This is a genomic window from Pseudomonas sp. H2_D02 (assembly GCF_054677635.1).
In genome coordinates this window covers 97,804-116,842 of record NZ_CP162816.1, presented here as the reverse complement: position 1 = coordinate 116,842, position 19,039 = coordinate 97,804, and the positions used below count along the sequence as shown (strand labels likewise).

The 19,039-nt window shown below is 59.9% G+C and carries 10 protein-coding genes and 5 pseudogenes; 8 read left to right on the top strand and 7 right to left on the bottom strand.

Going from position 1 to position 19,039, the window contains the following annotated elements; all coding sequences use genetic code 11:
• Nucleotides 1-157: 157 nt before the first annotated feature.
• Nucleotides 158-757 (bottom strand): annotated as a pseudogene (locus AB4N42_RS00490) (methyl-accepting chemotaxis protein); the annotation flags it as partial.
• Between the two features lie 303 nt (nt 758-1,060).
• Nucleotides 1,061-1,717 (bottom strand): annotated as a pseudogene (locus AB4N42_RS00485) (MCP four helix bundle domain-containing protein); the annotation flags it as partial.
• A 320-nt stretch (nt 1,718-2,037) separates the two neighbouring features.
• On the opposite strand from AB4N42_RS00485, the gene AB4N42_RS00480 reads away from it, so the two are divergent.
• Nucleotides 2,038-2,268 (top strand): hypothetical protein, encoded by a 231-nt coding sequence (locus AB4N42_RS00480; protein ID WP_030140935.1) that lies wholly within the window; start codon nt 2,038-2,040, stop codon nt 2,266-2,268.
• Nucleotides 2,265-2,567 (top strand): cell division protein ZapA, encoded by a 303-nt coding sequence (locus tag AB4N42_RS00475; RefSeq protein ID WP_030140934.1) that lies wholly within the window; start codon nt 2,265-2,267, stop codon nt 2,565-2,567. The genes AB4N42_RS00480 and AB4N42_RS00475 overlap by 4 nt, the downstream gene beginning before the upstream one ends.
• 227 nt (nt 2,568-2,794) lie before the next feature.
• On the opposite strand, the pseudogene AB4N42_RS00470 reads toward AB4N42_RS00475, so the two are convergent.
• A pseudogene (locus AB4N42_RS00470) lies at nt 2,795-4,598 on the bottom strand (acyl-CoA dehydrogenase).
• A 241-nt stretch (nt 4,599-4,839) separates the two neighbouring features.
• Complete coding sequence (gene putA, locus AB4N42_RS00465; RefSeq protein WP_460115714.1) at nt 4,840-8,793, bottom strand: trifunctional transcriptional regulator/proline dehydrogenase/L-glutamate gamma-semialdehyde dehydrogenase; 3,954 nt, start codon at nt 8,791-8,793, stop codon at nt 4,840-4,842.
• A gap of 460 nt (nt 8,794-9,253) precedes the next feature.
• Between putA and putP the strand changes: the two are divergent.
• Nucleotides 9,254-10,739: pseudogene (putP, locus tag AB4N42_RS00460) on the top strand (sodium/proline symporter PutP).
• 75 nt (nt 10,740-10,814) lie between these two features.
• Here putP and AB4N42_RS00455 read toward each other — a convergent pair.
• Nucleotides 10,815-11,315 carry a DUF2165 family protein gene (locus tag AB4N42_RS00455; protein WP_198797242.1) on the bottom strand — a complete coding sequence of 167 codons (501 nt, stop codon included), beginning with the start codon at nt 11,313-11,315 and terminating at the stop codon, nt 10,815-10,817.
• Nucleotides 11,316-11,569: 254 nt separating this feature from the next.
• On the opposite strand from AB4N42_RS00455, the pseudogene AB4N42_RS00450 reads away from it, so the two are divergent.
• From AB4N42_RS00450 to AB4N42_RS00435, 4 genes and pseudogenes are all read left to right on the top strand, one after another.
• A pseudogene (locus AB4N42_RS00450) lies at nt 11,570-13,576 on the top strand (type VI secretion system Vgr family protein); the annotation flags it as partial.
• A gap of 1,040 nt (nt 13,577-14,616) precedes the next feature.
• Nucleotides 14,617-14,952 (top strand): hypothetical protein, encoded by a 336-nt coding sequence (locus AB4N42_RS00445; protein WP_460115712.1) that lies wholly within the window; start codon nt 14,617-14,619, stop codon nt 14,950-14,952.
• A gap of 114 nt (nt 14,953-15,066) precedes the next feature.
• On the top strand, nt 15,067-15,279 hold the full coding sequence (locus AB4N42_RS00440; RefSeq protein WP_198797241.1) for a hypothetical protein: 213 nt from the start codon (nt 15,067-15,069) through the stop codon (nt 15,277-15,279).
• A complete protein-coding gene (locus tag AB4N42_RS00435) occupies nt 15,276-15,668 on the top strand; it encodes a hypothetical protein (protein ID WP_217861098.1) in 393 nt (130 codons plus the stop codon). The genes AB4N42_RS00440 and AB4N42_RS00435 overlap by 4 nt, the downstream gene beginning before the upstream one ends.
• Before the next feature lie 684 nt (nt 15,669-16,352).
• On the opposite strand, the gene AB4N42_RS00430 is transcribed toward AB4N42_RS00435, so the two are convergent.
• The gene (locus tag AB4N42_RS00430; protein WP_030140925.1) at nt 16,353-16,706 is read right to left on the bottom strand and encodes a DUF6124 family protein; all 354 of its coding nucleotides are present in this window, start codon (nt 16,704-16,706) and stop codon (nt 16,353-16,355) included.
• 508 nt (nt 16,707-17,214) lie between these two features.
• Here AB4N42_RS00430 and AB4N42_RS00425 point away from each other — a divergent pair.
• A complete protein-coding gene (locus tag AB4N42_RS00425; RefSeq protein ID WP_030140924.1) occupies nt 17,215-18,054 on the top strand; it encodes a 23S rRNA (adenine(2030)-N(6))-methyltransferase RlmJ in 840 nt (279 codons plus the stop codon).
• Between the two features lie 284 nt (nt 18,055-18,338).
• Here the strand turns inward: AB4N42_RS00425 and msrA are convergent, their stop codons facing one another.
• Nucleotides 18,339-18,986: a peptide-methionine (S)-S-oxide reductase MsrA gene (gene msrA, locus AB4N42_RS00420; RefSeq protein ID WP_030140923.1), complete on the bottom strand. Its 648-nt coding sequence runs from the start codon at nt 18,984-18,986 to the stop codon at nt 18,339-18,341.
• Nucleotides 18,987-19,039 lie beyond the last annotated feature (53 nt).

Genomic DNA, 19,039 nt, shown 5'->3' with positions numbered 1-19,039 from the left:
CGGAAGGCGAGCGCTTTGCACTCGAGCGGGGATAAATCCCCTCGCCACAAGGGTTGTCGGCGATGAGAGACAAGGGCCGCTACGCGGCCCAACGGGAGCAAGCTCCCTCGCCACAAAACCCAGGCAGATGATTGCTCACTATCATCCCTTACGCGGGTTAAAGGCTGAACCGCCCAACCATGCTGTTCAAATCCACCGCCAGGCGCGACAGTTCGGCGCTCGCGGCGCTGGTCTGGTTTGCGCCGGTGGCCGATTGCACCGACAGGTCGCGGATGTTCACCAGGTTGCGGTCCACTTCGCGGGCCACTTGGGCCTGTTCTTCGGCGGCGCTGGCGATCACCAGGTTGCGTTCGTTGATCTCGACGATGGCGCTGTTGATGGTGTCGAGGGACATGCCGGCACCGCGGGCGATGTTCAGCGTCGATTCGGCGCGTTCGGTGCTGTTGCGCATCGAATCCACGGCCTGTTCGGTGCCGCTCTGGATGCTGCCGATCATGCGTTCGATCTCGCTGGTCGACTGCTGGGTGCGGTGGGCGAGGGCGCGGACTTCGTCGGCGACCACGGCGAAACCACGACCGGCTTCACCGGCACGGGCGGCTTCGATGGCGGCGTTCAGGGCGAGCAGGTTGGTCTGGTCGGCCAGGCCTCGGATGACGTCGAGCACCTTGCCGATGTCGCGGGATTCATCGGCCAGGTTGCCGATCAGCGTGGCGGTGCTCTGTACATCGGCGCTCATGCGTTCGATGGCACCGACGGTTTCCTGTACCAGATCACGGCCGTCGCCTGCCGAAGTCGTGGCGTTCCTCGACGCTTCCGAGGTGCTGACCGCGTTGCGGGCAACTTCTTCCACGGCGCTGGTCATTTCGTTGACCGCGGTGGCGGCTTGTTCGATTTCGTTGTTCTGCTGGGTCAGGCCACGGGCGCTTTCGTCGGTGACGCTGTTGAGCTCTTCGGCGGCGGAAGCCAATTGCGTGGCCGAGCCGGAAATGCGCTGCAAGGTGTCACGCAGCTTGTCCTGCATGGTCGCCATGGCGCGCAGCAGGCGGCCGGCTTCGTCGCTGCCGTCGACGGTGATCGGCCGGGTCAGGTTGCCCTTGGCGATTTCCTCGGCGGCGTCCAACGCGTTGGCGATCGGCTTGGTGATGCTGTTGGTCAGCAGCCAGGCGAAGAGCAGGGTCAGGCCAGTGGCGACGATCAACATTGTCACGACCCAGGTGAAAGCCGTCGAGTACTGCTGCGCCGCGCTTTTATTGAAGGCTTCTGCTTGCAGGTCGTTGATCTCGGTCAGGCGAGCCAGGACCGCGTTGACGGCTTCCGAATTGGTCTGCAGGTCGTTACCGAGCAGGGTCCGCAGTTCGTCGACCTGGTTATTGCGTGAAAGGGTCTTCATGCGTTCTTCAAGTTGACGGTACTGATTCAGCAACTGCACGTATTGATCATAGGCGGCCCGTTCTTCCGGAGCGCTGATGAGCTTTTCATAGTTACTTTGAGCCGTGCGGATCTGCTGGTTGCGTTGCTCGAACAAATCGAAGGTTTTTTGCTGGGTGTCCGCTTCGCGGTTGGTCAGCAAGCGATACGACAGCACGCGCAGGCGCAGGGTCAGTTGGGTGAATTCGTTCAGGGCCTTGATGCTCGGCACGCTGTTTTCGACGATGTTTTCGCCGGACGTGCGGATCTTGCTCATCTGGCTCAAGGCAAACACGCCCAGGGCCAGCATCAGGGCGCCGATCAAGGCAAACCCCAGGAACGCCCGCGGCGCGATGTTCATATTACGTAAGGACATTGGAGGTACCGTGAAGATGCGCGTCCGTGCGGGACTGTGACTGGTTTCACTGAATTATCGGTCTGGCTATCCAAGTCTTGAGGGCGGTGCGTGTTTTTGTCGCACGGCTGCGCGACGGGGCGACGAAGGGTAGGAACCAGATTCCTGGCTCATAGTCTCTAAAACTCGCGAGCGAAGCACCGCAGCCTAAGTCGTGGCATCCGCGGTGACTTTTCTTTATCGTACGCGCCCCTTGAAAAAGCCTGGAAATCAATATGTTGGAAGCATCCCTGAGCCAACTGGAGCAACTGGTCACCGACCTGGTGCAACAGAACCGTCACCTCACCGGCCTGAACGAAACCCTGAGCGCCGAACTGGCCAAGGCCAAGGATGAAAACGAAAGCCTGCAACTGAACCTGATGGAGCAGGAAGAATTGCATGGCAGCACCGCTGCCCGCATCCAGACCCTGATCGAACGCGCCAGCAGCGCAACGGTTGGCGCATGAAGCACGTCGCCGACGGAGTGACGGTCGTCTCGATCCTGGGGGAGGACTATTCGATCAAGGCGCCGGCCGGGCAGGAGCAGGCGTTGCTGGACGCCGCTTCGATGCTCAAGGCAGCCCTGGCCGACACCAAGCGCAAATACCCGACATTGATCGGCGACCGCCTGCTGGTGCTGGCGGCCATGAACCTGTGTTCGCAGCAGATCGAAATGCAGAAGCAGCACCGAGCGGAGCTTGATCGGTGCCAGGAGCAGGTCAGCGCGACGGTCGAGGTAATTGCCAAGACCATTCAGCAGGCCTGAAGGCCGAGGGTTGGCAGCGATCAAACTGTGGGAGCGGCGGTGCGGCGATCCGACTTGCTCGCGAAAGCGGTGGGTCAGGCAAATCATTGGCAACTGACGTACCGCTTTCGCGAGCAAGCTCGCTCCCACAGTGAATCGGCGGGGTACGCCGATTTTGTGTTCAGTCGCAGCCTCTGTGGGAGCGAGCTTGCTCGCGATTGGATATCAGCCGCGCCACAAGACCCGGCTCAGAACCACTCATCCCGCATCCCCAGACACGTATCATCCCGCGCCTCAAGAATTGCCAGTTCATGTTGGCAACCCGGCACTTCCCAAGTCAGGAAGTACCGCGCCGCTTGCAGTTTGCCTTGATAGAAGTCGACATCCGCCGCGTTCCCCTTGGCCAAGCCATCCTCGGCACGAATCGCCTGTTCCAGCCAGCGCCAGCCGATCACCATGTGCCCGAACACCTTCAAGTACAGCGCCGAATTGGCGAGACTGCTGTTGACCTTGCCTTGGGCCAGGTCGGTCAGCAGGCCGAGGGTGACTGTTTGCAGGCGCGCTACCAAGGCTTCCAGCGGCTGACGCAAGGGCGTTAACGATTCATACGCTTGGGCGCGCTCGGTGGTGTCGGCCACCAGCCGAATCAGTTGCTTGAGCCCGGCGCCGCCGTTCTGCGCCAGTTTGCGTCCCAGCAAGTCCAGGGACTGGATGCCGTGGGTGCCCTCATGGATCGGGTTCAGGCGGTTGTCGCGGTAATACTGCTCCACCGGGTATTCGCGGGTGTAGCCATGGCCGCCGAGGATCTGGATCGCCAGTTCGTTGGCCTTCAGGCAGAACTCCGACGGCCATGACTTGACGATCGGCGTGAGCAGGTCGAGCAATTCATGGGCGCGCTCGGCGCTCGGCTTCGCTTTCCAGCGTGGTGGTGTCGTCGAACAGCCGGGCCGCGTACAGGCCGAGGTCGAACGAACCTTCCACATACGCCTTTTGCGTCAGCAACATGCGGCGCACGTCGGCGTGCTGGATGATCGGCACCGGCGCGGTGGTCGGGTCCTTGCTGTCGGGCACCCGGCCTTGCGGGCGTTCGCGGGCGTACTCAAGGGAATATAAATAGCCGGCGTAACCCAGCATCACCGCGCCCATGCCGACGCCAATCCGCGCCTCGTTCATCATCTGGAACATGTAGCTCAGGCCGTGGTGCGGTTTTCCTACGAGGTAACCGACACATTCGCCGTTGTCGCCGAAGTTCAGCGCTGTGGACGTGGTGCCACGCCAGCCCATCTTGTGAAACAGTCCGGCCAAGAGCACGTCGTTACGCCGGCCGAGGCTGCCGTCGGCGTTGACCAGGAACTTGGGCACGATAAACAGCGAGATGCCCTTCACGCCCGGTGGCGCATCGGGCAGTTTCGCCAAGACCATGTGGACGATGTTTTCCGACAGCGGATGGTCGCCGCCGGAGATAAAAATCTTGTTGCCCTTGAGCCGATAGGTGCCGTCGGACGCCGGCTCTGCGCGTGTACGAATATCCGACAGCGATGAGCCCGCGTGAGGTTCGGTCAGGGCCATGGTGCCGAAGAAGCGACCGTCGATCATCGGCTGCAGGAAGCGTTGTTTCTGCTCCTCGCTGCCGAAGCTTTCGATCAGGTTCGCGGCGCCCATGGTCAGGAACGGATAAGACGTCGAAGCGGCGTTGGCCGCCTGGAAATGCGCAAAGCAAGCCTGGGACAACAACGTCGGCAATTGCATGCCGCCGGCCTCGAAGCTGCGCGCGGCATTGAGGAAACCGGCCTCGAGGAAGGCATCCACCGCCGGCTTCACTTCCGGAATCAGGATGGCCTGGCCGTTTTCGTAGCGCGGTTCGTTTTCGTCGTTCTTGCGGTTGTGGGGTGCGAAGTATTTTTCGGCGATGCTGCGCGCCGTGCCGATGGCCGCGTCGAAGGTTTCACGGTTGTGCTCGGCAAACCGTTCGCGCTGGGTCAGGCCCTCGGCATCAAGGACTTCATACAGCTCGAAAGCCAGATTGCGGGAACTGAGCAGCGTCTCGGACATGGCGGCCTACCTTTTCTTGGAATGGGCCGAGTCTAGGTCTGGGAATGGAGGCTGAACAGGATGATTGATGCTAGTGATGCAGAGGTGCGGGCGACACTAATCCCAAGTGGGAGCGAGCTTGCTCGCGATAGCGGTGTACCAGTCCAACATTCCTGACTGACCCACCGCTATCGCGAGCAAGCTCGCTCCCACAGGGGATTCGGTTACCAGGCACCTATTGCAGGTGCCTGGCTTACAGCGTTTAGCCGATGGTCATCAGGCTGGCGTTACCACCCGCCGCAGCAGTGTTGACGCTCAGCGCGCGTTCGATCACCAGGCGCTCCAACGCGATGTTGGTTTCACCTTGAGACAAGCCATGCACCCCGACGATCGCCCCGGCGCGCTTGGCGACCTGCTGGCAGACACCGCGCAGTTGATCCGAATCGCCGTGATGCAGGACTGCGTCGAACAGCACGTCGTCCTTGGTCCAATCGGCAACGCGCTGGATGCGCGCCTGGATGTCCTTCGGCAAGCGTGCGAACACGGCCTTGCTGGTATCGGTTTCCGGCCATACGGCCGAGCCGCCCACGGCCAGGACGGCCGCCAGTTGCGTGAGCAGGTCGCCTTCCACGTCCGCCAGGCACAGCACATGCTCGCGCGGTAGGATGGCGTAGCTGTTGCGTTCGCCGGTCGGACCGGTGAGCTGACGGGTGATGCCGCTTTGCGACTGCGCGGCGAACTGCACGCACAGGGCGCTCAGTTCGGCGAGTTTCTGGCTGTCGGCCCAGGTTTGCAGGGCGGTCAGCGGCTTGCTCATGGCGTCGCGCAAACGCAGGTCCGGCGCGGCCAAAGCATCGCCACGGACGAAGGATTGCTGGATCGCATCGGTAGGACGGGTCGACAGCAGGCGGTACAGGTACAGCGGACCGCCGGCCTTCGGACCGGTGCCCGACAGGCCTTCGCCACCGAACGGCTGCACACCGACCACGGCGCCGACGATGTTGCGGTTCACGTAGACGTTACCGGCATGCACATTGTCGATGACCTTGGCGATGGTCTCGTCGATGCGAGTGTGCACGCCCAGGGTCAAGCCGTAGCCGGAGGCGTTGATCTGATTGATCAACTGATCCAGCTCCTTGCGCTTGTAGCGAACCACGTGCAGCACCGGGCCGAAGATCTCGCGTTGCAGCTCATCGAAGCTTTCCAGCTCGATCAGCGTCGGCATCACGAAGGTGCCGCGCTTGCATTCGTCGCTGTCGGCAATCGCCATCTGGTACACGGTGCGACCTTTGTCGCGCATGGCCTGGATGTGTTTCTCGATGCCGGCCTTGGCCTCGGCGTCGATTACCGGGCCGATGTCTACGGACAGGCGCTCCGGGTTGCCGAGGCGCGATTCGGCCATGGCGCCCTTGAGCATTTCGATGACGCGGTCGGCGGAATCTTCCTGCAGGCACAGCACGCGCAGGGCCGAGCAACGTTGGCCGGCGCTGTCGAAGGCCGAGGACACCACGTCGATGACCACTTGTTCGGTCAGGGCCGAGGAGTCGACGATCATCACGTTCTGGCCGCCGGTCTCGGCGATCAGCGGGATCGGGCGGCCCTGGTTGTCCAGGCGTCCGGCGATGTTGCGTTGCAGCAGGCGAGCGACTTCGGTGGAGCCGGTGAACATCACGCCTTTGACGCGATCATCACCCACCAGGCGGGCACCGACGGTTTCGCCGCGGCCCGGCAGCAGTTGCAGGACGCCTTCCGGAATACCGGCTTCGAGCATCAGGCGCACAGCCTGGGCCGCGACCAATGGGGTCTGTTCGGCGGGCTTGGCCAGGACCGGGTTGCCGGCGGCCAGTGCGGCGGCGACTTGGCCGCTGAAAATTGCCAGCGGGAAGTTCCACGGGCTGATGCAGACCACCGGGCCCAGTGGGCGGTGGGCATCGTTTGTGAAATCGTTGCGGGCCTGCACCGCGTAGTAGCGCAGGAAGTCCACGGCTTCGCGCACTTCGGCAATGGCGTTGGCGAAGGTCTTGCCAGCCTCGCGGGCCAGCAGGCCCATCAGCGGCTGGATCTCGCCTTCCATCAGGTCGGCGGCACGCTCCAGGATCGCGGCACGTTCGGCCGGCGGCGTGGCCTGCCAGATCGGTGCGGCGTTGAGGGCGCACTGGATCGCGTTGTCCACGTCCTCGACCGTGGCTTCCTGCACATGGCCGACCACATCGCGGTGATCGGACGGGTTCAGCACCGCTGCCGGGGTTTCTTCGCTGGCGGCGCAACCGAGCATCGGCGCGGCTTTCCAGTCGTTATGGGCGGTGGCGAGCAGGGCGCAGGACAACGAGGCCAGGCGATGTTCGTTGGCCAGGTCGATGCCGCTGGAGTTGGCGCGTTCGCTGCCGTACAGGTCGCGCGGCAACGGGATGCGCGGATGCGGCAGGCCGAAGCCGCCTTCCAGGGTTGCCATCTGTTCGATGCTTGCCACCGGATCGGCCACCAGTTCCTGGATGGAAATCGACTGGTCGGCGATGCGGTTGACGAACGAGGTGTTGGCGCCATTTTCCAGCAGGCGACGCACCAGGTAGGCCAGCAGCGTTTCGTGGGTGCCGACCGGAGCGTACACGCGGCACGGACGGTTCAGCTTGCCCTCGGAAACCTTGCCTACAACCTGTTCGTACAGCGGTTCACCCATGCCGTGCAGGCACTGGAATTCGTACTGGCCCGGGTAATAGTTCTGACCAGCGATATGGTAGATGGCCGACAAAGTATGGGCATTGTGCGTGGCGAATTGCGGGTAGATGACTTCTGGCACCGACAGCAACTTGCGGGCGCAAGCGATGTAGGACACGTCGGTGTACACCTTGCGGGTGTAGACCGGATAGCCTTCCAGGCCTTCGACCTGGGCGCGCTTGATCTCGCTGTCCCAGTACGCGCCTTTTACCAGGCGGATCATCAGGCGGTGACGGCTGCGACGAGCGAGGTCGATCACATAATCGATCACGTACGGGCAACGCTTCTGGTACGCCTGGATCACGAAGCCGATGCCGTTCCAGCCGGTCAGTTGCGGCTCGAAGCACAGGCGCTCCAGCAGGTCCAGGGACAGTTCGAGGCGGTCGGCCTCTTCGGCGTCGATGTTGAGGCCGATGTCGTATTGCTTGGCCAGCAGGGTCAGCGACAGCAGGCGCGGGTACAGCTCGTCCATCACACGTTCGTACTGGGCGCGGCTGTAGCGCGGGTGCAGGGCCGAGAGCTTGATGGAAATGCCCGGGCCTTCATAAATCCCACGGCCATGGGACGCCTTGCCGATCGAATGGATGGCTTGTTCGTACGAGGCCAGGTACTTCTGGGCGTCATGTTCGGTGAGCGCGGCTTCACCCAGCATGTCGTAGGAATAGCGGAAGCCCTTGGCTTCGAACTTGCTCGCGTTGGCCAGGGCCTCGGCGATGGTTTCGCCGGTGACGAACTGCTCGCCCATCAGGCGCATGGCCATGTCGACGCCCTTGCGGATCATCGGCTCGCCACTCTTGCCGATGATGCGGCTCAGGGAAGAGGTCAGGCCCGCTTCATTATGGGTGGCGACCAGCTTGCCGGTCAGCAGCAGGCCCCAGGTGGCGGCGTTGACGAACAGCGATGGGCTGTTACCCAAGTGCGGCTGCCAATTGCCGGTACTGATCTTGTCGCGAATCAGCGCATCGCGGGTGCCTTTGTCCGGAATGCGCAGCAGCGCCTCGGCCAGGCACATCAGGGCCACGCCTTCCTGGGACGACAGGGAAAATTCCTGCAGCAAGCCCTGAACAATACCGGCACGACCGCCGGCACTTTTCTGGTTACGCAGTTTTTCTGCAATGGAAGCCGCCAGCTTGTTGGTGGCTTCGGCCATCTCGGCCGGCAGGCGGGCCTGCTCGATCAGCATCGGCACCACTTCCGGCTCCGGGCGACGGTAAGCGGCGGTGATGGAAGCGCGCAAGACCGATTGCGGCAGGATGCTCTCGGCAAATTCGAGGAAGCATTGGTGAGCGTGGTCGACCTGCACGTCGCCAGCGTCATCGCTGTCGGCGCGAGGGGAACCGTTCAGCTCGGTCAGGGTTGCACCACCCTCGAGTTTTTCCAGGTAATTGAAAATCGCCTGTTTGATCAGCCAGTGCGGCGTGCGATCAATCGAGGTTGCGGCCGCCTTGAGGCGTTCGCGGGTCGGGTCGTCGAGTTTGACCCCAAGGGTGGTGGTAGCCATATTTTTATCCTCATGTTTGCCACGTACCGCGTGGCATCAGCTGGCGGCAAGATTAGCTGTGGGATGAATGAGGTGCAACCGGGTGCAACCGGTTTTTTGTTGAAATAATGAGCAGCTCATCAGGAAGCATAGGGCGCGACTCTATGCCTGCACTTGCTTGGTGCGTCTTGGTTTGAAAGGTGAAGCGTTTTTGCACCAAAAGAGAGCAAAGCGCGACGTTTGTAAGGAGATTCCGACTGGGTGCAACTTATTTCAACGAAACTGGTTGCACCTAATTTGATTTGTTGAATAGCATTCGCGGCAAGGTGCAACCGGCTCGGGTCGGGGTGCATCGGCTGATGGCTTTCCTGGGGAAACATCAGTCATAAATTCGCGGGTCCACAAAACGTCCGTACAACGTTCGCGTTGTCGACGCTTTCAACTGCCACCGCACCATAAAAACAAAGCCAGGGCGTAACTCATGAGTGTTAGCAATCCCACCCTGATCACCTTCGTGATCTATATCGCAGCCATGGTCCTGATCGGCCTGATGGCTTATCGCTCCACCAACAACCTTTCCGATTACATCCTCGGCGGTCGCAGCCTCGGCAGTGTCGTGACGGCGCTTTCTGCCGGCGCTTCCGACATGAGCGGCTGGTTGTTGATGGGTTTGCCTGGCGCAATCTACATGTCCGGCCTGTCGGAAAGCTGGATCGCCATCGGCCTGATCATCGGTGCCTACTTGAACTGGCTGTTCGTCGCCGGTCGCCTGCGGGTCCAGACCGAACACAACGGTGATGCATTGACGCTGCCGGACTATTTCTCCAGCCGTTTTGAAGATACCAGCGGCCTGCTGCGGATCATCTCTGCGGTGGTGATCCTGGTGTTCTTCACCATCTATTGCGCGTCCGGCATCGTCGCCGGTGCCCGTTTGTTCGAAAGCACCTTCGGCCTGTCCTACGAGACCGCGCTGTGGGCCGGTGCTGCCGCGACCATTGCCTACACCTTCATCGGTGGTTTCCTGGCGGTGAGCTGGACCGATACCGTACAAGCGACGTTGATGATCTTTGCCTTGATCCTCACGCCGATCATCGTGCTGCTGGCTACTGGCGGCGTCGATACCACGTTCCTGGCCATCGAAGCGAGAGATCCGACTTCGTTCGACATGCTGAAAAACACCACCTTCATCGGGATCATCTCGCTGATGGGCTGGGGCCTGGGCTACTTCGGCCAACCGCACATCCTGGCGCGCTTCATGGCGGCGGATTCGGTCAAGTCGATCGCCAAGGCGCGTCGCATCTCCATGACCTGGATGATCCTGTGCCTGGGCGGCACCGTGGCGGTCGGTTTCTTCGGTATCGCGTATTTCTCGGCGCATCCTGACCTGGCCGGTCCGGTGACTGAAAACCCTGAGCGCGTGTTCATCGAACTGGCGAAAATCCTGTTCAACCCATGGGTTGCCGAGCGTGCTGCTGTCCGCCATCCTGGCTGCCGTCATGAGCACCCTGAGCTGCCAGTTGCTGGTGTGCTCCAGCGCACTGACCGAAGACTTCTACAAGACCTTCTTGCGCAAGAGTGCCTCCCAAGTCGAGTTGGTCTGGGTCGGTCGCGCCATGGTGCTGTTGGTGGCGCTGATCGCCATCGCCCTGGCCGCCAATCCACAAAACCGCGTACTGGGCCTGGTGAGCTACGCCTGGGCTGGTTTCGGTGCGGCCTTCGGTCCGGTGGTCCTGATCTCCGTGATCTGGAAGAACATGACGCGCAACGGTGCCCTGGCCGGTATTCTGGTCGGTGCAATCACCGTCGTCGTCTGGAAGCATTTCGAGCTGCTGGGCCTGTACGAAATTATCCCGGGCTTTATCTTCGCCAGCCTGGCCATCTATTTCGTCAGCAAGATGGGCACGCCTACCACCGGCATGCTGCAGCGCTTCGAAGCGGCCGAGAAAGATTTCCGCTTGAATCAGTAAGGCTCTTGGCGAGCCTGTAATGGTTCGCCCAAGGCACTGAAAAACGGCCCGTCTCCATTGGAAACGGGCCGTTTTTTATGGCTGATGGTCCAGGGTGTCGGGTTGGTTGAGAAAGATCAGCACGCCCAACAGCGCCATGTAGAACCTGAACGCAGCATCCTGGCCATTCCAGGTCTCGGATTGCCACATCAGGAACCACTCGCCGCCGACGACCATGAAGCCGAAAAACCAGACGAAGAATCCCACCGTGAGCCCGACGACGGCGCACCCCTTGGCTTGATTGAAAGCCAGGCCATCCGCCCTGCGTGCCCGCCAGAGTTTCAGCGCGCCGTAGGCCAGCAACACCGTGGTCATCGCTTCGCCGAGGATGATCAGCCAATAAGCACCGTGCCACATCCAGGGCTCGTCGATGGTGCGATACCGGGCGGCATTGTCGGGAAAGGTGGTGTCCATGCTCAGCACATGCTGGACGAAATTGAAGTTGGAGCTGTAGTCCGTGACATTGTTGAACACAGTCAGGAAGGCGAAAGCGGCAAGTGCCAGGATCATTGCGATTTTCGTGTAGCGGATTGTCATGGGGTGCGTCCTTGGCTTTTTACGACGGAGGGACGTTATCACGGCTTTGCGCGATACAAGGCCCGCTGTCTTGTAAGAAGCCGCTGATTCTTTCGTACGAAGACTTTAGGCAGGCGTGTCTATCAGAAATTGCAACGCGCTCCGCAGCTTTTAGCCTCTTGGATGTAGGGGAAATCTGTTTTTCATGACATCCGGTCAACTCGCTCAATGAGTCATGCACAATCGCCCGCCTTTATTTCGCAGAGGCACATCGGATGTTCGCGCCTGCCAACCTACCGCGTTTCACGCTGACGCTCGACAGCGGGCCAAACGACCTCAAGGTGCTTGAGTTCAAAGGCAAGGAAGCCATCAGCCAGCCTTACTGCTTCGAGTTGGAGCTGGTCAGCGAGCGGCCTGACCTGCCGCTGGAGGAACTGCTTCATCGCCAGGCTTTCCTGGGCTTCGATGACCGGGGCGGTGGCATTCACGGCCAGGTCTATGCTGTGGCCCAAGGCGACTCGGGCAAGCGGCTGACCCGCTATCAAATCACGCTGGTGCCTCGCCTGGCGTACTTGCGTCATCGCATCAACCAACGGATTTTCCAGCACCTGAGCGTGCCGGATATCGTGGCCCTCGTTCTGAAGGACCACGGCATCCTGGCCGATGCCTTCCAGTTCAGCCTTGGCGGACAATATCCCGAGCGTGAATATTGCGTGCAGTACGGCGAAAGCGACCTGGTTTTCATTGAGCGTCTTTGCGCCGAAGTCGGCATTCATTACCACTTCCGCCACAGCCCTGACGGCCATCTGCTGGTGTTCGGTGATGACCAGACGGTGTTCTCGCGCTTGCCCGAATCCACGTTGTATCTGCCTGGCAGTGGTATGGCCGCCGTCGAGCCGGCCATCAAGCGCTTGGCGGTGCGGCTCCAGACCGGCACCACGGCCGTGACATTGCGCGGCTATGACTTTCGCAAGCCTGGCCTGCTATTGCAGGCCAATCTCGACAGCCAGAGACTTCCGACGCTGGAAAACTATCACTACCCAGGTCAGTTCACCGACCGCGACGATGGCAAGCATTCGGTCCGGCGGACCCTCGAACGGCATGGCGCCGACGGGCACCTGGCAGAGGGCGACTGCGATGACAGCGCTTTTGTCAGCGGGCATTTCATGCGCATCAAAGAGCACCCGCGCACGCAATGGAACGACCTGTGGTTGCTGACGCAGGTCGATCACCATGGTCGACAACCGCAAGTGCTGGAAGAAACCGCCTCCGCCGGCCGGGATGAGTTCCAAGGCTACCGCAACGCCTTCCTCGCAACGCCGTGGGAGGTTTTCTTTCGTCCGCCGTTGCAGCACAAGAAGCCGTCCGTCAACGGTTTCCAGCCGGCGGTGGTGACGGGACCGGTGGACAGCGAGATCCATTGCGATGAGTTCGGGCGGGTCAAGGTGCAACTGGTCTGGGACCGTGACGGCGAGCGCGACGAGCATTCCAGTTGTTGGCTACGCGTGGCGACCGGTTGGGCGCACGATCGCTATGGCAGTGTGATGATCCCTCGGGTAGGGATGGAGGTCCTTGTCGGGTTCATGGACGGCGACGTCGACAAACCGTTGGTGGTGGGCTGCTTGCCAAACGGTGCCAACCCGGTGCCCCTCGACCTGCCGGCGGACAAGACTCGCAGTATCCTGCGCAGCCAGAGCAGCCCCGGCGGCGGTGGCTACAACGAATTGCGCATCGAAGACCGCAAGGGCGCCGAGGAAATCTACCTGCGGGCGCAGCGCAACTGGACCCAGCATGTGCTGCATGACCAGCGTGTGCAGGTCGATCATGAGCGCAGCATCGTTGTCAGTGGTTTGTCCCGGCACGAACTCAAGGGCGGCGAGCAGCGCACCACTGAAGGTCGACGCCAGGTTGAAGTTCGCCAGGACGATCACCTGATGGTGACCGGCGATCGGCACATCCGCGTCGCCAACCAGGCCCTCAACGCCGCCGGGGGATTCAGTGTCAGCGCTGGTCAGCAAGTCGTGCTGGAGGCGGGTGCCAGCGCGACCGTCCAGGCCGGCGGGCACTGGATCAACATCGGCCCGGGCGGAATCTTCAGCAGCGTGCCGATCCAGGTCGGCGGAGCGCCGATGGTCGCAACGAGCGCCGACCCCGTTGCGCCGGGTGCCCTGGAAAAACTCGCCGCGGCCCCAGCCCCGCGCCTCTCTCACGCCCAGATCCAAAGCTTGAAAAGCCCCGCACCGTTCTGCGAGGAGTGCGAGTGCTGCAAGGATGGCGCCTGCGACCTGTCGCCGCCCGGTGGGCAGTCCAAGCGCCAGGCCCCAGCGCCGGACTCGGCAAAAAGCGTAGAACCGGGTTTCCACATCGTCGAACGGGCCATGCCCCGCTCGGAACTGGAGCGGTGGTTGTTCATGGAGTCAGGTGTCTCGCTCCCGTCCAACTTCAACCGCTTGAATCCGCAACTGGGCGACGCGGTCAAACCCGGTCAGCTCATCGTCCTGAGCGACCCACAAAACACCCAATGCACCCGTGAAGAAGCGCTGCTGATGGAGGCCGCCCAGAAGGTCAACGAAGCGCTGGCGCCCATGAGCGACGCCGAAGCGGATTTCATGGCGCAGCACCACGGTGAAATCGAATCGTTCCTCGCCAAAGGGTCCACCTCGGTGGGCATCGGCGCAGCCATGTTCGGCCAGCACCTGGGCAGCTTGAAAAGCAACATGGTGGAGCTGGAACAACTGCACCAGCGCACCTTTGACAAACACGGGAAGTTGCAAGGCGCCGACTTCTTCGCCGAACGCAAACGCCTGATGGGCCAAATCGACAACAGCCTCGGGCCGTTGGTGCGCAAGGGCACGGGCATTCCCAGCCATCCAAAGCTCAAGAGTGCGCTGGGAATTTCCAATCGCAGCCTGGTGCATCACTGGAGCAAGGCTGGGGTGGCGGGTGGGATTCCGGGGTATGCAACGCATATCGAGGGGGTGAGTCGGGCCAGTAAGTACATCAAGGCTGGGGGGTGGATTGGAATTGGGTTGGGGGCGGCGGCTTGGGGGTTGAAGGTGAAGGAGACGTGTCGGGTGGGCAGTGCGGAGGAATGTGAGCGGGTTAAGTTTACTGAGGCTGGGAAGTTTAGTGGTGCGCTTGGGGGTGGCGCTGTAGGCACTCTAGGTGGAGCCGGCGTTTGTGTTGCTATTGGGGCCGGCTCGCTTGGATGGGGAGGAGTTATTTGTGCCATCGTTGTTGGATCGTCAACATTCGTGGGCGGAGAAATAGGGGCGATGGCAGGAGAAGGAATTGGCGAAATAATATACGAGGCTAATAAGTAATGGCTCTTTGGGTTGATGCTTATAAGGTTGCACTCGTTTTGGTGGGTTTTATTATTCTGTTTGTTGTATGTGTCTATTTTTATTTGGCTGCATTTAGACTGGCTGTTTTTATGTGTTTTTTTAAGCGGTCTAAAGCGATTAATTCCATGCGCTGGCTTTTGGGGACGTTCTGGGGGGGCTTTTTAATACTGGCTATTATGTCTGCAATGGTGACGTTTCCGAGCGGACAGATAAAAAAGGGACTGTTAGACCAACAAGATTTCAATGAGTTGCCCAGAAAAATTGTTTGGCTGTTTAGGGGGGTACGTTGGGTGCAATTTTCCTGTTGGGATTGATGTATCTATTAGTTGAGGTCGGGAAAAATATGGGTTGGATATTAAAGCCATAAACGTCCGCTGTTCAGTTATGGAAGCTGGAAAAAACTTGGAGACGTAGCGGGTGGAGGCTGGATGAGTGCGCAAAAAGAAATTTATGCATTGTTTTGGGTGTTTGTTTTGGCTTCAACTTTAGTCGTTGTGTTCTGTGGCTTGTATCTGATATTTTTTCGAATGAATGAGTTGCTAAGGAATTTAAGTCGTAGTTTGTATATTCAAAAAATCAAGTGGATGGCCGATGTCGGAGAAGGCGCCGGAGAGATTATTTACGATGGAATAACCAAATGAGAAGTGAGCAGGAAACTAATTTTTTGCTTGTCGCGGGAGGAGGGATTTTTTTGCTGGGTGCGGTATTTTTCGTTGGGCAAATATATTTGGTTTTCTTTCGAAAGGATGAGGTGTTTGGGGCGCTGCACAGCTCAAGCGGTCTAAGGCGGAGGCGGACGGCGGTGGGTGAAGGAGTGCTTGGTGACTACTTTACGATGTTAAGTGTCGGTGCTTTCTTGCTGTTTCCTGAGCGAGCGATCAAACAAGGCGAGTTGAGTCGAGAGGATTTTATATATTTTCCAAAAAGCCTGCTCAGGGTGGTTAGGTTTCTTTACTCAGTGGGGTTGGTGGGAGCCGTATTTTTATTGGGTGTAGGTGTGGTTGGGGTAGTGGCAGGTTGGCTGAAATAATCCGATGCCAAGCGCGAGTAATGGAATAACGACATTGGGCCAGCCGGTGTGACTGGTATCTCAGGGTGAGGAAGGGGCTCGATGATGAAGCAGGCAGATCCCAGGGAGGTACTTACTGGTGAGAAGCGATATTGAATTACTGTATTTCCTGAGCGTCGGAATAATTATGTTGGTAGAGCTTATAGTCGTCGTCCTGTTATTGTATTTTTCATATTTTCGAATGGATGAGATCGTTTCTGGTTTTAGCCGGAGCAGGTTCTTTTTGTCGCGAAGGATATTTAATGGTAGAGATCCTTGCTCCCGGTTTTTTTTGATGATCAGCGTGGGTGCTACTCTTCTGTTCTCATCGCGCGCTTTGAAGAGTGGTGAGTTGGATTGCGAGGATTACAAGGAGTTTTCAGCGCGATTGAGACGAAAGATACAGTTTATTTATTTAGTTGGGCTGGTTAATGGTTTTTTCCTGTTTTCCATGACCGGATTAGGCAAATGGGTAGGTTGGGTTCGGTGATAGTTCGGTTCGGTGGGAGGGGGCTTGCTGCCGTGTCGATCCGATTTCTATATCACGCGCGGGCTGGGTTTTTGTTGCTCCTGTCCGGGTACGTGTCGATTCACTGAATCCCACTCGCGCCATATAGCTGCCTGGGTTTGTCCATTTGTTATCGAGCAAACCCAGGACCGCAGACCCTATCTCGGGTCAACCACATCCAATGCCCGGTTCGCCAGCAACTGGCTCAACTCGATCATCTGTTGCACCCCCAGCGCGATATGTCGTCGGGAACCGTCCAGGTCGAAGGCCAGGTCGCTGACCATGGCGTTGGCCGAGGCCAGGGTTTCGCTGAGGTTGGCGAGCAGGCATTCGGCGTCGATGTCAGGGGCGATGACGAAAAGGGTATCAGGGGTGTTGGACATTTTTTTCTCAGCTTTTGGCTTCAGGTAATAGTCCAGGGCGCGGGTGGCGGCTTCGTCGAGTTTCTTGGCGTTGGTCGATTGAGTGCGGGAAATGTGGTCTTTCGGGGGATTCGGCGTTGGCTTGGACATAGTCTTGGATCCTTAAGTTGGAGCCACTGCCAATCCGCTACTAAACGAGATGGGCGGCAGCTGTACGCAGGTTAGTAGACCGGGGATCCAAGGAACCGGCGCGCCCGAGGGCGCCCTGCGCACAGCCACCATTGAGCACAGGTAAAAAACACCCAGCTGAATGGAGCGGTGAGCACCTTGGAATACCGAGCTACTAAACCCGATCACTGATGGGCAGTGACGGAATCAAAGTACCGGTGGCCTCCAAGGCGCACAAGCCGGCGGATTCTGGCTTAGTTGTAGGCAACGGCGCAAGGCACTGTAGCCTTCCGTTGTAGTTCCGATAGGGGATGAGCGTAGGACGGTGTAGGTTCGGACCGGTAGCGGGCGGCCGGATGGAAAAGGGGCTGCTGCGCAGCCCAGCGGGAGCAAGCTCCTTCGCCACGGCGGGCGGTTCTGCCGCTCGGCCGCGAACCCCTGACGTTCGACGCGCTTCGAGGTAAACTCGTCGCCCTTCGCAGGAGCCGCCATGAATTATCGCCACGCCTTCCACGCCGGCAATCACGCCGATGTGTTCAAACACCTGACCTTGACTCGCCTCATCGCCTTGATGTCGCGCAAGGAACAGCCCTTCGCCTATCTCGATACTCACGCGGGCATCGGGCTTTACGATTTGCAGGGCGACCAGGCCAATCGCACCGGTGAATACCTGGAAGGCATCGCGCGGTTATGGGATCAGGACGACCTGCCGCCCCTGACCGCCGATTACATGAAGGTGCTGCACGAGATGAACCCGGACGGCCAGTTGCGCTATTACCCTGGCTCACCGGAGCTGGCGCGGCGCCTGACCCGGTCGCAGGATCGGGTGTTGCTCAACGAGAAGCATCCGGAGGACGGCGTGCTGCTCAAGGACAACATGAAGGGTGATCGTCGCGTGGCGGTGCATCTGGGCGAAGGCTGGCACGTTCCTCGTGCGTTGCTGCCGGTGGCAGAGAAGCGCGCGCTGATGCTGATCGATCCGCCGTTCGAACAGCTTGACGAGATGCAGCGTTGCGCCGCCTCGCTCAAGGAGGCCATCGGCCGGATGCGCCAGACGGTGGCGGCGATCTGGTATCCCGTGAAAGACCAACGCATGTTGCGTCGTTTCTATCAGGACCTGGCGGGCACAGGCGCGCCGAAGTTGTTGCGGGTGGAGTTGCTCGTGCATCCGTTGGCCACGCCCAACAGCCTGAACGGCTCCGGCCTGGCCATCGCCAACCCGCCATGGGGGCTTGAGGAAGAGTTGCGTGAGTTGCTGCCGTGGTTGTCGAAGAAGCTTGGGCAGACCCAGGGTGGCTGGCAGATGGATTGGTTGATCGCTGAAAGCTGATCGCTGAGCCGATGCATTCAGGTCGTCAGGCAGGACGCCTTCGCGAGCAAGCCCGCTCCCACATGGGGTGTCGAGGTGTACGCAACATCTGTGTCCGCCCCGGGCCCCTGTGGGAGCGAGCTTGCTCGCGATGGCGGCGGCACATCCAACATCACCGCCCCAGATCCACCGCTATCGCGAGCAAGCTCGCTCCCACATGGGGATCTGAGGCGTACGCAAGAGTTGTGTACGCCACCGGACCTGTGGGAGCGGGCTTGCTCGCGAAGCTTTTCAGGACCAGAACGTCAGATCGGGCAAGTCACGCCCGTGCCGCCAATCCCGCAATACCCCTCAGGGTTCTTGGCCAGGTATTGCTGGTGATACGCCTCGGCAAAGTAGAACGTCGGCGCCTCGTCGATTTCGGTAGTGATTTCACCTTTACCGGCCTTGTTCAGCTCAGCCTGGAACACGTCCTTGCTGTTCTTCGCCGCTTCCAGTTGCTCGGGCGTGGTGCAATAGATCACCGAGCGATATTGGGTGCCAATGTCATTTCCCTGGCGCATGCCCTGGGTCGGGTTGTGCAGTTCCCAGAACATTTTCAGAAGCTGCTCGTAGCTGACCTTCGCCGGCTCGTAGACCACCAGCACCACTTCGCTGTGGCCGGTCAGGCCAGAGCAGACCTCTTCATAGGTCGGGTTCGGCGTAAAGCCGCCCGCATATCCCACCGCCGTACTGACCACGCCTTCACGTTGCCAGAACTTGCGCTCCGCGCCCCAGAAGCAGCCGAGGCCGAAGATGGCGAAATCCACGTCCATGGCAAACGGGCCCAGCAGCGGCGCGTCGTGGACGAAGTGTTTTTCCGGCACGGCCATCGGGGTTTCACGGCCGGGAAGAGCTTGATCGGGAGTAGGGAGCACGTTTTTGTTCACCAGGATTTCCGAGCGCAAGACCATCATCAGTCCTCTCAGTCAGATTGAGTTGAGCGAAATAGACCGTCAGTGTGCCT